The 13,373-nt window shown below is 66.2% G+C and carries 14 protein-coding genes and 1 tRNA gene; 8 read left to right on the top strand and 7 right to left on the bottom strand.

Translation table 11 applies throughout. The features are described 5' to 3' along the window. Positions 1 to 24 precede the first annotated feature (24 nt). The 3 genes from FHT98_RS02470 to map are packed head-to-tail and all read right to left on the bottom strand — an operon-like array spanning position 25 to position 1,963. Positions 25 to 393, bottom strand: a complete 369-nt coding sequence (locus FHT98_RS02470) for a DUF488 domain-containing protein (protein ID WP_142112156.1) — start codon at positions 391 to 393, stop codon at positions 25 to 27. Beyond that, complete coding sequence (radC, locus tag FHT98_RS02465; RefSeq protein ID WP_142112154.1) at positions 393 to 1,142, bottom strand: RadC family protein; 750 nt, start codon at positions 1,140 to 1,142, stop codon at positions 393 to 395. The genes FHT98_RS02470 and radC overlap by 1 nt, the downstream gene beginning before the upstream one ends. Then, positions 1,139 to 1,963, bottom strand: coding sequence for a type I methionyl aminopeptidase (map, locus tag FHT98_RS02460; RefSeq protein ID WP_142112151.1), 825 nt, complete (start codon positions 1,961 to 1,963; stop codon positions 1,139 to 1,141). Before map ends, radC begins: the two co-directional genes overlap by 4 nt. A 118-nt stretch (positions 1,964 to 2,081) precedes the next feature. On the opposite strand from map, the gene FHT98_RS02455 reads away from it, so the two are divergent. The 4 genes from FHT98_RS02455 (at position 2,082) to gpt (ending at position 6,546) form a co-directional block, all read left to right on the top strand. Then, the gene (locus FHT98_RS02455; RefSeq protein ID WP_061967008.1) at positions 2,082 to 2,933 is read left to right on the top strand and encodes an FkbM family methyltransferase; all 852 of its coding nucleotides are present in this window, start codon (positions 2,082 to 2,084) and stop codon (positions 2,931 to 2,933) included. Positions 2,934 to 3,030: 97 nt separating this feature from the next. After that, positions 3,031 to 3,789, top strand: coding sequence for a competence/damage-inducible protein A (locus tag FHT98_RS02450; RefSeq protein ID WP_142112149.1), 759 nt, complete (start codon positions 3,031 to 3,033; stop codon positions 3,787 to 3,789). A 326-nt stretch (positions 3,790 to 4,115) separates the two neighbouring features. Further along, entirely contained in the window at positions 4,116 to 5,915 is a 1,800-nt protein-coding gene (locus tag FHT98_RS02445; RefSeq protein WP_142112147.1) for a methyl-accepting chemotaxis protein, read from the top strand. A gap of 121 nt (positions 5,916 to 6,036) precedes the next feature. Further along, positions 6,037 to 6,546 (top strand): xanthine phosphoribosyltransferase, encoded by a 510-nt coding sequence (gene gpt, locus FHT98_RS02440; RefSeq protein WP_142112145.1) that lies wholly within the window; start codon positions 6,037 to 6,039, stop codon positions 6,544 to 6,546. A gap of 17 nt (positions 6,547 to 6,563) precedes the next feature. Here gpt and FHT98_RS02435 read toward each other — a convergent pair whose 3' ends face one another. From FHT98_RS02435 to FHT98_RS02425, 3 genes are all read right to left on the bottom strand, one after another. Beyond that, a complete protein-coding gene (locus FHT98_RS02435; RefSeq protein ID WP_185745045.1) occupies positions 6,564 to 7,457 on the bottom strand; it encodes a DMT family transporter in 894 nt (297 codons plus the stop codon). Between the two features lie 97 nt (positions 7,458 to 7,554). Beyond that, positions 7,555 to 7,998: a DUF1330 domain-containing protein gene (locus FHT98_RS02430; protein WP_142112140.1), complete on the bottom strand. Its 444-nt coding sequence runs from the start codon at positions 7,996 to 7,998 to the stop codon at positions 7,555 to 7,557. After that, a complete protein-coding gene (locus FHT98_RS02425; RefSeq protein ID WP_142112138.1) occupies positions 7,995 to 8,570 on the bottom strand; it encodes a DUF2239 family protein in 576 nt (191 codons plus the stop codon). The genes FHT98_RS02430 and FHT98_RS02425 overlap by 4 nt, the downstream gene beginning before the upstream one ends. 200 nt (positions 8,571 to 8,770) lie before the next feature. Between FHT98_RS02425 and FHT98_RS02420 the strand changes: the two genes are divergently transcribed. The 3 genes from FHT98_RS02420 (at position 8,771) to FHT98_RS02410 (ending at position 11,198) form a co-directional block, all read left to right on the top strand. Continuing rightward, positions 8,771 to 10,336: an AMP-binding protein gene (locus FHT98_RS02420; protein ID WP_061967021.1), complete on the top strand. Its 1,566-nt coding sequence runs from the start codon at positions 8,771 to 8,773 to the stop codon at positions 10,334 to 10,336. 50 nt (positions 10,337 to 10,386) lie between these two features. Beyond that, on the top strand, positions 10,387 to 11,040 hold the full coding sequence (locus FHT98_RS02415; RefSeq protein WP_170843346.1) for a DUF1190 domain-containing protein: 654 nt from the start codon (positions 10,387 to 10,389) through the stop codon (positions 11,038 to 11,040). A gap of 71 nt (positions 11,041 to 11,111) precedes the next feature. Then, a tRNA-Leu gene (locus tag FHT98_RS02410) sits at positions 11,112 to 11,198 on the top strand. Positions 11,199 to 11,224: 26 nt separating this feature from the next. Here FHT98_RS02410 and FHT98_RS02405 read toward each other — a convergent pair. Further along, positions 11,225 to 11,872 (bottom strand): DUF938 domain-containing protein, encoded by a 648-nt coding sequence (locus FHT98_RS02405; protein WP_210244320.1) that lies wholly within the window; start codon positions 11,870 to 11,872, stop codon positions 11,225 to 11,227. 126 nt (positions 11,873 to 11,998) lie between these two features. Between FHT98_RS02405 and FHT98_RS02400 the strand changes: the two genes are divergently transcribed. Next, positions 11,999 to 13,261 (top strand): hemolysin family protein, encoded by a 1,263-nt coding sequence (locus FHT98_RS02400; protein WP_210244405.1) that lies wholly within the window; start codon positions 11,999 to 12,001, stop codon positions 13,259 to 13,261. The last annotated feature ends 112 nt before the right edge of the window (positions 13,262 to 13,373 follow it).

The raw sequence follows: 13,373 nt of genomic DNA, 5'->3' as shown, positions 1-13,373 counted from the left end.
CCGCGCCGGGCGGCCATGCCTGCGCTATTCTTGGACCGAATTCGGGCGGGCGTCCAGCCAGAGGCGCAGGGCAACCGCATTGTTCCGGTTCTCGTCCTTCGCCGCATAGAGCAGGACGACCGGGCCCTGCTTCCGTTCGGCTGCCAGGGTCGCGAGAGCGGCCTGGGCCGGCGGGCTGCCAAGCTCGGTCGCATAGGCGATACAGAACTCGTCCCAGTGGTCGGGATGGCCGTGGAATTCGTGGCGCAGCGCGTCGCTGGGCGCGAGGTCCTTGAGCCAGAGATCGATCCGGTCCTTCGAGACGCCGCGCGGCCAGAGTCGGTCGACCAGGATACGCCGGCCATCGCCGGGTGCCGGGGGATCGTAGACGCGCTTGACCGCCAGTTTCGTCATCAGATCAGTCCGAGGCTGCGGAAGCTGGCATGGCCGTCGCGGCCGACGATGATGTGGTCGTGGATGGCGACGCCCAGGGGCTTGGCGATATCGACCAGCTCGCGCGTCATCCGCATGTCGGCGCCGGATGGGGTGGGATCGCCTGACGGATGGTTATGAACCAGGATGATCGCGGAGGCCGACAGCTCCAGCGCGCGGCGCATCACCTCGCGCGGATAGACCGGCGTATGGTCGACCGTGCCGGTCTGCTGCACCTCGTCGGCGATCAGGGTGTTCTTCTTGTCGAGGAAGAGGATGCGGAACTGCTCGCGCTCGGCGAAGGCCATCGCCATCCGGCAGTAGTCCAGCACCGAGGACCAGGAGGAAAGCACCGGCCGCTTGCCGACGGCGCCCTTGGCCATGCGTTTCAGGGCGGCTTCGACGATCTTGAGGTCGAGCGCGACGCCTTCGCCGACGCCCTTCACCTCGGTCAGGCGCGAGGCCGGGGCGCCGAGCACTTCCGCGAAGGAACCAAAGCGCTGGATCAGCTCCTTGGCGAGGGGCTTGACGTCACGCTGCGGGATCGAGCGGAAAAGCAGAAGCTCCAGCAACTCGTAATCCGGCAGGGTTTCCGCGCCGGATTCCTCGAAACGCGTGCGCAGGCGTTCGCGATGGCCGCGATAGTGCGGCGTGCCGGCGTCGGAAGGGCTGGCCGGCGAGGGCGCCTTGCGCGGTCCCTTACCTGCACCCTTGCCGATGCCGACGCTCATTTTGCAACGAGCGGGTTGTCGAGGCCGCCGGGCGAGAGCGTGAAGATCTCGCAGCCCTGCTCGGTGACGCCGATCTGATGCTCGAACTGGGCCGAGAGCGAACGGTCGCGGGTCACGGCGGTCCAGCCGTCGGAGAGCACCTTCACTCCCGGCTTGCCGAGATTGATCATGGGCTCGATGGTGAAGACCATGCCGGGCTTGAGCAGCACGCCCTCGCCGGGACTGCCATAGTGCAGGATGTTCGGCGCGTCGTGGAAGAGCTGGCCGATGCCGTGGCCGCAGAAGTCGCGCACCACCGAGCAGCGCTCGCCTTCCGCATAACGCTGGATGGCGAAGCCGATATCGCCGGTGGTGGCGCCGGCGCGCACGGCCTTGATGCCGCGCTGCAGGCTCTCATAGGTGATCTCGACCAGGCGCTCGGCCTTCCGCGAGATCTCGCCGACGCCGTACATGCGGCTCGAATCGCCATGCCAGCCATCGACGATCAGGGTGTAGTCGATATTGAGGATATCGCCTTCGCGCAGCGGCTTGTCGTCGGGAATGCCGTGGCAGACGACATGGTTGATCGAGGTGCAGATCGACTTGGTGTAGCCGCGATAGAACAGCGTCGCCGGGTAGGCGCCGTTGTCCATGGCGAACTGGAAGGCGAGCTCGTCGAGGCGCTGCGTGGTGACGCCGGGCTTGACGTGAGCGCCGAGCATGTCGAGCCCCGCGGCGGTCAGCCGGCCGGCCTTGTGCATGGCCGCGAAGGCCTCGGGGCCATGTATCTTGATGGCGGGCTCGCGCGAACGCGAGCGGCCGATGGTGTCTTCGAAGGTCATTGCGCGCGGAAAACTCCTTGCCCCATATCTATTGCGTTTAATGGCGCACGCAAGCCGGTCGAGCGCGAGAGGCGGGTGACTGGCGCGCGGGCGCGGCGAGGTGTATCAGGCGGGCGCAATGGCCATCATCGAACAGAACCCGGCGGAAGAGCGGCCTTTCGGCACCTTCGCGCCGAAAGCCTATCTCGCCCGCATCATCGCCCGGACGCGGGCAGCCTCCGACAGCTTCCTCGGGCGTAAGGTGGCCTATGCGCTGCGGCGCCTCGGCCTGCGCTCGCTCGACGGCGCGCCTGTCGACATCGAGTCGCTGGGGGCGAAGATGCGTCTCTATCCGGACGGGAATGTCTGCGAGAAGCGGGTGCTGTTCACGCCGCAATATTTCGATGCGATCGAGCGGGAGCTGCTGGTCTCGCGGCTGCGCGACGGCTTCACCTTCATCGATATCGGCGCGAATATCGGCGCCTATTCGCTCTTCGTCGCGGCGCGGGCCGGGCGGGGCGCGCGCATCCTGGCGGTCGAGCCGCAGCCCGAGATCTTCGCCCGCCTTGCCTTCAACATCGCGCAGAACCCGTTCGGGACCGTCAAGGCGGTGGCCTGTGCACTCGCCGACAAGCCGGGCGAACTGACCCTGTTCATCGATCCGACCAATCGCGGGGAATCGAGCGTCCGCATCCTCAATTCGAGTGCCGGGACTTCGGTCAAGGTGCCGGCGATGACGCTGCTCTCGCTGGTCGAGGGCGAGGGCTATGAGCGCATCGACGCGGTCAAGCTCGATGTCGAAGGCGCCGAAGACCTGATTCTCGAACCTTTCCTGCGCGACGCGCCGCAAGCGCTCTGGCCGGGCTTCATCATCATCGAGGATTCGCGCCAGCGCTGGCAGACCGATCTTGCCGGCCTGCTCGGGCGCAGCGGCTATAGGCTCGTCGCCCAGACACGGCTCAACCTGGTGTTCGAGCGCAAGCCGGCCTGAGCGCGCGGCTAAAGCATGACGGGCGCGCCCGCGGCGGAGCTTGAGCACTTCGCGGGGAAAGCCTAGCTCTTGTGCGCAAGCCAGGAGCGCCGACGCCATGCCCGTGAATGAATCCAGTTCCGCCACCATCGTCACGGCCGCGATCCTGGTGATCGGCGACGAGATTCTGTCCGGGCGGACGAAGGATAAGAATATCGGCTACATTGCCGAGTATCTCACCAATATCGGCGTCGACCTGCGCGAAGTCCGCGTCGTGCCCGATGTGTCCGAAGAGATCGTCGCGGCGGTCAATGCGCTACGCGGCCGCTACACTTATGTCTTCACCACCGGCGGGATCGGGCCGACCCATGACGATATCACGGCGGATGCGGTCGCGGCCGCCTTCGGCGTCGCGATCGACCATGACCCCCGCGCCGTTGCGATGCTCTCCGAACGCTTCTCGCCGGAGGAACTGAACGAAGCCCGCATGCGGATGGCGCGTATCCCCGCCGGGGCCGAACTGGTTGCGAATGCGATCTCCAAGGCGCCTGGCTTCAACATCGGCAACGTCTACGTCATGGCCGGCGTGCCCGCGATCATGCAGGCGATGCTCGACGTCATCGGGCCGACCTTGCAGACGGGGGCGAAAATGCTGTCCGACACGGTCCGGGCCGGGCTGCGCGAGGGGGATATCGGCGGGCCGCTTGCCGAGGTCGCCAGGGCCCATCCGGAGGTTTCGATCGGCTCCTATCCGTTCTGGTCTGAAACCGGACCGGACACGAATATCGTCGTGAGATCGCGCGACGGAGAGAAACTGCTTGCAGCAATGGCTGCGGTGAAAACGATGGTCGCCGGCGAAAAGCAGAAATCACTCTGAATAAAGTTTATTCCACAACTTTTGCGTTTTTTATACAACTTTACGGAGCGTTTGTGTTTTTATAAATCGCAACCTAATCTTCCCATGACCCTATTATATCTGCTATAGGTATGAAGCGCTTTTCGTAGATGAATTTTCTACTTCAAGTTGAGATATATTCTAATCATCAATCATTCATAAACTAGTTTGAGTGATGCTTGGTAGGTGGCCGGAAAGAATTCGGCCCCCTGCCGCGCCCGGGCGCCGTAGGTATCCGATCGGGGCTTTCACGGCGACGCTGGCCACAAGGACGCCTGATCCGCGGGCCGCGCCGAAGGGGGATATGGATGCCGCTCTTTTCCGGCCTTTTCGCGAACCGGCATGCTGCGGGACAGCTGGACGCCATCAACCGCTCGCAGGCGCGGATCGAGTTCGATCTCGACGGCAAGATCCTGGATGCCAACGACAACTTCCTGTCGGCGGTCGGTTACACGCTGGCGGAGGTGAAGGGGCAGCATCACAGTATCTTCGTGACGCCCGAGGAGAAGGGCAGCCCGGCTTACAAGCAGTTCTGGGCCGATCTCGGCCGCGGCGAGTTCTCACGCGGGCAGTACTTGCGGCTCGGCAAGGGCGGCAAGGAGATCTGGATCCAGGCGAGCTACACCCCGATCCTGGGGGCGGGCGGCAAGCCGGTCGGTGTGATCAAATACGCCTTCGACGTGACCGAGCAGAAGAACCGCCTCGCCGATCTCGAAGGGCAGCGCGCCGCCATCGACAAGGCGCAAGCCGTGATCGAATTCGATCTCGCCGGCAAGATACTGGCGGCAAACGAGAATTTCCTCAGCGTGCTTGGCTATTCGCTGGCCGAGATCGTCGGCCAGCATCACCGCCTGTTCGTCGACCCGGCCGAGCGCGAGACGCCGGCCTATCGCGCCTTCTGGGAGCGTCTCGGCAAGGGCGAATACGATGCCGGCCAGTATCGGCGCATCGGCAAGGGCGGCAAGGAGATCTGGATCCAGGCGAGCTACAACCCGATCCTCGATGCGCAGGGGCGTCCCTATAAGGTCGTCAAATTCGCCTCCGACATCACCGCGACCTTCAAGGGCAAGCAGCTCGAAGCGGCGGTGAAGGAGACGAGCGCAGTGATCGACCGGGCCAAGGGCAAGGACCTGACCGGGCGCGTGCCGCTCGACGGCAAGACCGGGGAGGTCGCGACGCTCTGTGCCGGCGTCAACGACCTGCTCGATACGCTGACTGAGGTGGTCGGCACGGTCAGCGACATCTCGGCACGGATCGACAGCGCTTCGCTCAAGATCACCTCCGACAGCCAGCAACTGGCGGAGCGGACCGAGGCCAACGCATCGAGCCTGCAGGAAACCGCGGCAACGACGGAGGAGCTTGCCGCGTCGGTGAAGCACAGTGCCGGCAATTCGCGGATGGCGGTCCAACTCGGCAACGAGGCGAGCGCGGTCGCGGCGCGCGGCGGCGCCATCGTCACCGAGGCAGTCGCGGCGATGGGGCGGATCGAACAGGCTTCGTCCGGCATTTCCGAGATCATCTCGATGATCGACGAGATCGCCTTCCAGACCAACCTGCTGGCGCTGAACGCCGCGGTCGAGGCGGCGCGGGCCGGCGATGCCGGGCGCGGTTTCGCCGTGGTCGCAACCGAGGTGCGGGCACTCGCTGCCCGCTGCAGCGAATCCGCCAATGGCGTCAAGGCGTTGATCGCGAACTCTACGCAGCAGATTCAAGCTGGTGTCGGCCTGGTCAAGGATGCCGGAACGACGCTGGGCGAGATCGTCGGCGCTGCCTCCAAGGTGGCTTCGACGGTCAGCGAGATCTCGCAGGCGACGACCGAGCAGGCCAACGGCATTGACGAGATGGCCCGCACCGTCGCGCATATGGACGAGATCACGCAGCAGAACTCGCTCCTTGCCGAGCAGAGCGCCAAGGTCGCCCGCGATCTCCAGCAGGAAACCGCGGCGCTGAGCACGATGGTCTCGGCCTTCCAGCTCGGCGGCGACCGGCACAGGGCTGCGCCGCAGCTGGTTCATTCGGCGCCACCGGCACCGCGGGTGGTGCCGGCAGCCCCACGCGGCCGGCGCGTTGCATCCGGCGGCGGAGCGGATGGCTGGGCGGAATTCTGACAGGACCGAATGACGTTCGGTTGGGGATGTTCGGCGCGTGCCTCTTGTCAGGCGCGCGCCGATAGGCTTTTCGGTCGGAAACCCGCGCCTTTCGCGTCGGGCCAAGTCCGGAGCGCTGTCCATGGCCGAACCGTCCTCGAACAAGGCTTTCCCGGTTTCCTGGGATCAGTTCCATCGCGATGCCCGCGCTCTCGCGTGGCGCCTTGCCGAGAAGGGCCCCTTCGAGGCGATGGTCTGCATCACCCGCGGCGGCCTGGTGCCGGCGGCGATCATCTGCCGCGAGCTCGGCCTGCGGGTGATCGAGACCGTCTGCGTCGCGAGCTATCACGACTACAAGAACCAGTCCGAGCTCAAGGTGCTCAAGGACATCGCCCCGAACATCAAGGCGATCGGCGACGGCACGGGCAGGGGCGTGCTGGTGGTCGACGACCTCACCGATACCGGCAAGACCGCCCGTGTGGTGCGCGAGATGCTGCCGAATGCGCATTTCGCCACGGTCTATGCCAAGCCGGCCGGCGTGCCGACCGTCGATACCTTCGTCACCGAGGTCAGCCAGGATACCTGGATCTATTTCCCCTGGGACATGGCTCTGACCTATGTCGAGCCGATCGCCAAGGGGCACAAGGGCTGAGACGCCGCGTATTCGCCTCAGCCCGTAGAGGGCGAGCGGAACGCGATCAGCATGCCGGAGACGACGATCGCCATGCCGACCAATTCGGTGGGCGAGGGCGTCTCGGCCAACAGCAGGGCGCTGGCGGCCGCCGTCGCCACCGGCACCAGCGGCAGGAACAATGTCGCCTTGGCTGCGCCCAACGTCGCGACGGAGCGGGCATAGAGATAGAGCGCGACGACGCCGACCAGAACCCCCTGGTAGAGCGCCTGCAGCACGAGCTCGGAGAAGGGCACGCGTGCCATATGGATCGGCAGCGCCAGCGCCACGATCACCAGCAGCGGCACCGAGAGGATGCATGAGGCGGCGGTGATCTCGAGCGAGCTAGCGCCCCAGCGGCGGGCGAGCAGGCCGAAGATCGACCACAGGAAGGCGATCAGCACGAAAAGCAGGTCGCCGATCCAGGCATCGGGCCGCGACGGCGCCATCGCGAGCGCATCGCGCGAGAAGATGCCGATGCCCAGCACGATGATGCCGAGGCCGGCGAGCCGCATCCGCCCGGCGCGTTCGCCAGTGACGAGGAAGATCAGCAGCGCGGTGAAGACCGGGATCAGCCCGGGCGAGATGATCGACGAGTGCAGCGCCGGGGCGAAGGAGGCTCCGCCGACGAGGATCAGGCTGTAGAGCGGGCCGATCAGCAGCGCCATCACCCAGGCCCGCGGCCAGCCGAGCGAGCCGACCGGGAACGGCCGCATATGCCGGAGCGACCAGGGCAGCAGCACGGCGGCGGCAGAGACGAAGCGCAGGATCGTGACATCGGCCGGGGTCAGGTCGATCAGCATGGCATGCCGCGAGACGACGGACTGGACGCCCCAGATCAATGCGGTCAGCAGGCCGCAGAGAATGCCGAGCCATTGTGCGCGGGAGGTCATGAATGGAAGGGCCTTGCGGAAACATGCGATGCGGCGGCTATGCCTGTCGGCGCAGGTTGCAGCAATGCGCCGGGCGCAGCCCGCCCCGGCGTTGCGTCTATGCAGCAGCACCGGTTGCCGCAGGCCGCGCCATCCCGACCAGCGGCAGCAAGCGGGAATCCGCGATGGCGGCCAGGCGGTGTCCATAGCCGGCGAGATAGCCCTCATGGCTGGCGAAGGCGATGAAGTTCTCCACGGAGGACTGCCTTATCAGCATCGCGCGGTCCCAGCGCTCCGCTTCCGGGCCGATGAAGAAGGGCCCGCCTTCGCCGATGAAGAGCAACGAACCGCCGCTTGCTTCGAGATAGGGCAGGGTATGGCTGATGTAGAGGTGGAAGGCTTTTGCTCCGCTGATCGCTTCCGCCGGGGCCAGCTCGGGCGTGGCCGCATAGTCGGCGATATCGCGAAAGCGCAGGAGATTGAGCATCACGACCTCGCCGACGATGTTACGGCGGAAGAGATCGCGGCCGGCTTCCCAGCTCGGAGCGAGGTAGGCGGTCACAGCTTCGGCTCCGGAAGGGCAAAGCCGGCAAGCAACTCCCGTGCATAGGCCCGGATATCGGCGGGCCAGCTTCGGCTGTGCTCGGCGAAGCGCTCGCCGTCCCCGGCGAAGAGGGCGCGCGAGGCTTCCTCGAAACCTTCGCGGTCGCCCGCCATCGTCGCGATGAAAGCGTAGGCGCGTTCTTGTGCCGCTCGTGCCTGGCTGCGTCCGCCATCGCTCTTGCGGGCATCGTCGACGAGACGCCGGAGAGCCTGCGAGGCACCGCCCGGTTGCAAAGCGAGCCAGTCCCAATGACGCGGCAGCAAGGTCACCTCGCGGGCGACGACACCAAGCTTCGGACGTCCCCGGCCGCGCGGTGTATCGGTTGCTTCGTCTGTTCGAGGCGCATAGCGCGCCGCGATCTCGGCATCGCTGCCGCGCAGGTCGAGATCGACCACCTTCCCGGTCGCATCGTCGAAGACGAGGATTGCGGCGGCCGGATCGGCGGTGAAGGCGGCTTTCACCGCGAGCGCGATGGCGGCCAGCGGGCCACCGGTGATGCGGGTGGCGTCATGAAAGGCAGTGTGGGGCATGGATTCCGACCCTGAGGCTCCTTGATTGCGAGCTTATTATCCGGGTGAATTGCTTCTGGCAATATGATCCGGGTAAAATATCGTGTGATCCACTGCGTCGCCTCGGCATGACGTCATGTCGAATTGGATCGGCTTTGAAACCTGGGTCGATCCCACTAGTTTGACTGACAGACGAAACGCCGACGGGAGACGCGCCAGGCATGGCCGCCACCAGCTTCGAGGCCGCGGGCGCGCGGATCACGATCTTCCGCGCCCTGCTTCAGACCATCGCCCGCCATGGCAAGGGCCGCATCGCGCTGGAGGACCCCGAGCGCCAGCCGATCACCTATGGCCGGCTCGTGCTCGGCGCGCTGGTGCTGGGGCGCAAGCTTGCGGCGCTGACGGCGCCGAAGGAGCATGTCGGCGTGCTCTTGCCGAACATGCAGGGCATGGCAGTGACGCTGTTCTCGCTCTTCGCCTATGGCCGGGTGCCGGCGCTGCTGAACTTCACGGCCGGCGTCCGCAACCTGCGCGCGGCTGCCGAACTGGCTGAGCTCAAGACGATCGTCACCTCGCGCCGCTTCGTCGACCAGGGCAAGCTCGACGACGAGATCGCGGCTTTGGGCGAGGGGCGCCGGGTCGTCTATCTCGAAGATATCCGCAAGGAGATCACCAGTTTCGACAAGGCGCTCGGTGCCTTGCAGAGCCTGGCGCCCGGGCTCGTCCATCGCGCCCATGAAGCGCAGCCCGATGATATCGCGGTTGTCCTGTTCACCTCCGGCACCGAGGGCAAGCCGAAGGGTGTGGCATTGAGCCATGCCAATATCGTCTCGAACGCAAGGCAGGTCTTTGCCCACGCCGCAGGCGCGATCTCCGAGCGGGACGTGTTCATGAACCCGCTGCCGGCCTTCCATTCCTTCGGTTTGACGGCCGGGCTGATGGTACCGCTGCTGCACGGCATGAAGGTCGTGCTCTATCCGAGCCCGCTGCACTACAAGCAGATCCCGAAGCTGATCGGCGACATGAAGGCGACCTTCCTGCTCGCCACCGACACCTTCCTGCAAGGATATGCTCGCGCTGCGGAAAAGGGCGATCTCGGCAGCGTGCGCTATGTCGTGGCCGGCGCCGAGCGCGTGAAGGCCGAGACCAAGCGGATGTGGGAGCCCTACGGTACCACCATCCTCGAGGGCTATGGCTGCACCGAATGCTCGCCGGTGCTGGCCGTCAATACGCCGGCAGCGATGCGGGAGGGCACCGTCGGCAAGCTCCTGCCGGGCATCGAAGCCAAGCTGGAGCCGGTGGAGGGTATCCATGAGGGCGGACGTCTGACCGTGCGCGGGCCGAACGTCATGGCCGGCTATCTCGATCCCGAGCAGCCCGGCCGCATCATCCCGCCGGAGGGCGGCTGGCACGATACCGGCGACATCGTCGTGATCGAGGACGGTTTCGTCGCGATCCGCGGCCGGGCCAAGCGCTTCGCCAAGCTCGGCGGCGAGATGGTCTCGCTCGCGGCGGTCGAGACCATGATCGCCAAGATCTGGCCGGACCAGAACCATGTCGTCGTCGCGCTGCCGGATGCACGCAAGGGCGAGCAGCTCGTTCTCGTCACCGAGACGCCGAACGCCGACCGGGCGGCTCTGCAGGAAGCTGCGAAGCAGCAAGGTTTTCCGGAACTGTGGGTACCGCGCGCGATCCTGGTGACGCAGGCGATTCCCGTGCTCGGCAACGGCAAGATCGACTACGGCTCGACGCGGGAGCTCGCAGCGTCAAGGCGGGCGCTGCTGTGAGCCGGCCTCGCTACCTTATGGCCACAATTGTAATTCTATTACGCTGGATGATGATTCCGGGTTCCGCCCTGGCGCTGCTGCGCGTCGCCACTCTTGCTCCCGCCCTGTCGCTCGCGGGGCCGTCCGATCTCGCGGCCCAGGCGCAGGCCGCGCTTTATATGCGCCGCGATGAGTGCATCGAGGCCGGCAAGCTGACGGCGGAGCAGTGCGAGTTCGCCTATCGCAATGCCCGCGCCGAATTCGAGCAGGCGGCGCCGCGTTATGGCTCGCGCGCAGCCTGCGAGCGCAACCACAAGCGCTGCGGCGCCCAGATGGTCTCGGCCGGCGGCTGGGAATCCTTCGGCAAGGGCGGGGCGAGCTATGTGCCGCGCTTCATCGGCGTTCGCGTGACGGGCGAGGGCGCCGCGCGCCGCGCCCTGCCGGTGGTCGAGGGCACGGCCAAGGTCGCCTTTGCCGGGCGCTCGGTGACGGAATTGCAGGACAAGGTCGCGGGCCGGCGCGGCATCATCGGCCAGGCCAGCAGCGTCGGGCGCGGTGCGCATGGCCATTCCGGCCAGGGCGCCGCTCCCTACGTCAAGCGCGGCGACCGTGACGACACGGTGCGCGTCCCGATGGAAGAGAAGACCATCGGGTCTGACGTCAAGCCGGGGCTCTATGTCGATCCCGACGGGGTCGAGTGGTACAAGCCCGCCCGCCCGCATTGAACGCTGCACGGCCGGCGCGCGATCGCCAAGGCTTGCGCCGGCTGACGCTGCCCGTTATCGCTGTGCCCGCTGCGGACGTGGCGAAACTGGTAGACGCACGAGACTTAAAATCTTGCGCCTTCAAAGGCTTGCGGGTTCGAGTCCCGCCGTCCGCACCACCATTGCGCGATCGCGCCATCGGCAGTCAGCTCTTCCTGAAGATCACGCTCAGATTGTTCGCGGGCATCTCGACGATCTCGGGCGTGCCGAAGCCGTTTGCCGCGCCAAGCGCCGCGACCGCATCGCTATCGCGCAGGCCCCAGGCCGGATCGCGGCTGCGCAGGCTTTCGTCGAAGGCGGCGTTGCCCGGTTCGAGCGGCCGGCCCGGCCGGCGATAGGGGCCGTAGAGATAGAGCGGCTGGCCCCGCTTCAAGAGGCGCCCCGCCTGCTGGAACAGCCCCTCCGCCGCGGCCCAGGGCGCGATGTGGATCATGTTGATGCAGAGGATCGCATCAGCGGATTCGACGGGCCAATGCAGCGCTGTCGCATCGACGACGACCGGCGGGAGGATGTTGCCGAGGCCGGATTCCCGGGTCCAGGCCGCGATGCTCGCCACCGCATCCGGAGAAGGATCGCTCGGCTGGAAGGTCAGGTCGGGCAGGGCGCGGGCGAAATGCACGGCATGCTCGCCAGAGCCGGAGGCGATTTCCAGCACACGCCCGGATTGCGGCAGCACGTCGTGCAGGACGGCGAGGATCGCATCGCGATTGCGCTGGGCGGAAGGCGCCCGCAGGCGGGGATCGGCGCCGAGCTGTGTATCGGCGGTCGGCTGCCAGAAACTCGGCTTGCTCATCATCCGCTCACGAATCTTTCATCCGGCCCATCGCGTTGGGGCGATGATCCGCTATAAGGGGGCAGGAAGCGAGCCGCCAGATGTCGTGGCTTCGCAGCAAGCAGGCTGGTTTTGTTAACCGAAATCCTGATCGTCGTGGCGCTGACGATCGTCAATGGTCTCCTCGCCATGTCGGAACTCGCTGTGGTTTCGTCACGCACGGCGCGCCTCAAGGTTCTCAGCGATCAGGGCAACAAGGGCGCCGCCACTGCGATGCGCCTGGCAGAAGACCCCGGCCGCTTTCTCTCCACAGTCCAGATCGGCATCACGCTCGTCGGCGTGCTCTCGGGCGCGTTCTCCGGCGCCACGCTTGGCGCGCGCCTGTCGGAATGGCTGGGCACGCATGGCTTCTCGCCATCGGTTTCCGACACGCTCGGCGTCGGCCTCGTCGTCGTCGCCATCACCTATCTCTCGCTGATCCTCGGCGAGCTCGTGCCGAAGCAGATCGCGCTGCGCGATCCCGAGCGGGTCGCGGCGCGGGTCGCACCGGCGATGTCGCTGCTCTCCAAGGTCGGTGCGCCGCTGGTGTTCCTGCTCGACGTCTCCGGCAAGGCCGTCCTGCGCCTGCTCGGCCAGAAGGGCGAGTCGGAAGAGAGGGTCACCGAGGAGGAGGTCCGCACCATCATTGCCGAGGCGGAGACCGCCGGCGTGCTCGAGCGCGACGAGCGCGAAATGATCGCAGGCGTGATGCGCCTCGCCGACCGTTCGGCTCGCGCCTTGATGACGCCGCGCCGCGAGGTCGAGGTCATCGACCTCGAAGACAGCGCCGAGGAAATCCGCGAGCAATTGCGCGCGACGCGCCGCTCGCGCCTGCCCGTGCAGGACGGCGAGGCGGATTCGATCGTCGGCGTGGTCGTGGTCAAGGACCTGATCGAATTCCTTCAGGCCGGCGACAGGGGCGATCTGCGCGCGCTGGTCCAGGAAGCTCCGATCGTGATGGACACGGCGGACTCGCTGCATGTGCTGCGCGAGATTCGCGCAAGTCGCGTGCATATGGCGCTGGTCTTCGACGAGTACGGCCATTTCGAGGGCATCATCACCCCCGGCGACGTGCTCGAGGCGATCATCGGCGCCTTCCAGGAGGAGGAAGAGGACGAGCCGGCGATCGTGACGCGCGCCGACGGTTCCTATCTCGTCGCCGGCTGGATGCAGGTCGACGAGTTCTCGCATGAACTCGGCATTCCGATCCCGCGCGATGCCGATTTCCAGACGGTTGCGGGCTTCATCCTGGCCGAGATGAACCATCTGCCGAATGTCGGCGAGAGCTTCGACAAAGGGCATTGGCGCTTCGAGGTCGTCGATCTCGACGGCCGCCGCATCGACAAGATCCTGGTCTCCCGGATCGAGTGAGACGGCCGCCGGCGTTGACGCCGGCGGAGCCCATGTGGTCTAGTCGTCGCCAAGGGGTGCATCGCGACGACCCCGTGAGGCTTCGGCCCAATGTTCGCGTCCAACTTCCTCG

The sequence above is a fragment of the Allobosea sp. AK1 genome, from assembly GCF_006714945.1.
GTDB lineage: Bacteria > Pseudomonadota > Alphaproteobacteria > Rhizobiales > Beijerinckiaceae > Allobosea > Allobosea robiniae.
This window is presented reverse-complemented; position numbering and strand designations above follow the sequence as displayed.

Coding starts and splice junctions, on each gene's coding strand:
- FHT98_RS02470 (WP_142112156.1), bottom strand. CDS start 393: ATGACGAAACTGGCGGTCAAGCGCGTCTACGATCCCCCGGCACCCGGC.
- radC (WP_142112154.1), bottom strand. CDS start 1,142: ATGAGCGTCGGCATCGGCAAGGGTGCAGGTAAGGGACCGCGCAAGGCG.
- map (WP_142112151.1), bottom strand. CDS start 1,963: ATGACCTTCGAAGACACCATCGGCCGCTCGCGTTCGCGCGAGCCCGCC.
- FHT98_RS02455 (WP_061967008.1), top strand. CDS start 2,082: ATGGCCATCATCGAACAGAACCCGGCGGAAGAGCGGCCTTTCGGCACC.
- FHT98_RS02450 (WP_142112149.1), top strand. CDS start 3,031: ATGCCCGTGAATGAATCCAGTTCCGCCACCATCGTCACGGCCGCGATC.
- FHT98_RS02445 (WP_142112147.1), top strand. CDS start 4,116: ATGCCGCTCTTTTCCGGCCTTTTCGCGAACCGGCATGCTGCGGGACAG.
- gpt (WP_142112145.1), top strand. CDS start 6,037: ATGGCCGAACCGTCCTCGAACAAGGCTTTCCCGGTTTCCTGGGATCAG.
- FHT98_RS02435 (WP_185745045.1), bottom strand. CDS start 7,457: ATGACCTCCCGCGCACAATGGCTCGGCATTCTCTGCGGCCTGCTGACC.
- FHT98_RS02425 (WP_142112138.1), bottom strand. CDS start 8,570: ATGCCCCACACTGCCTTTCATGACGCCACCCGCATCACCGGTGGCCCG.
- FHT98_RS02420 (WP_061967021.1), top strand. CDS start 8,771: ATGGCCGCCACCAGCTTCGAGGCCGCGGGCGCGCGGATCACGATCTTC.
- FHT98_RS02415 (WP_170843346.1), top strand. CDS start 10,387: ATGATTCCGGGTTCCGCCCTGGCGCTGCTGCGCGTCGCCACTCTTGCT.
- FHT98_RS02405 (WP_210244320.1), bottom strand. CDS start 11,872: ATGAGCAAGCCGAGTTTCTGGCAGCCGACCGCCGATACACAGCTCGGC.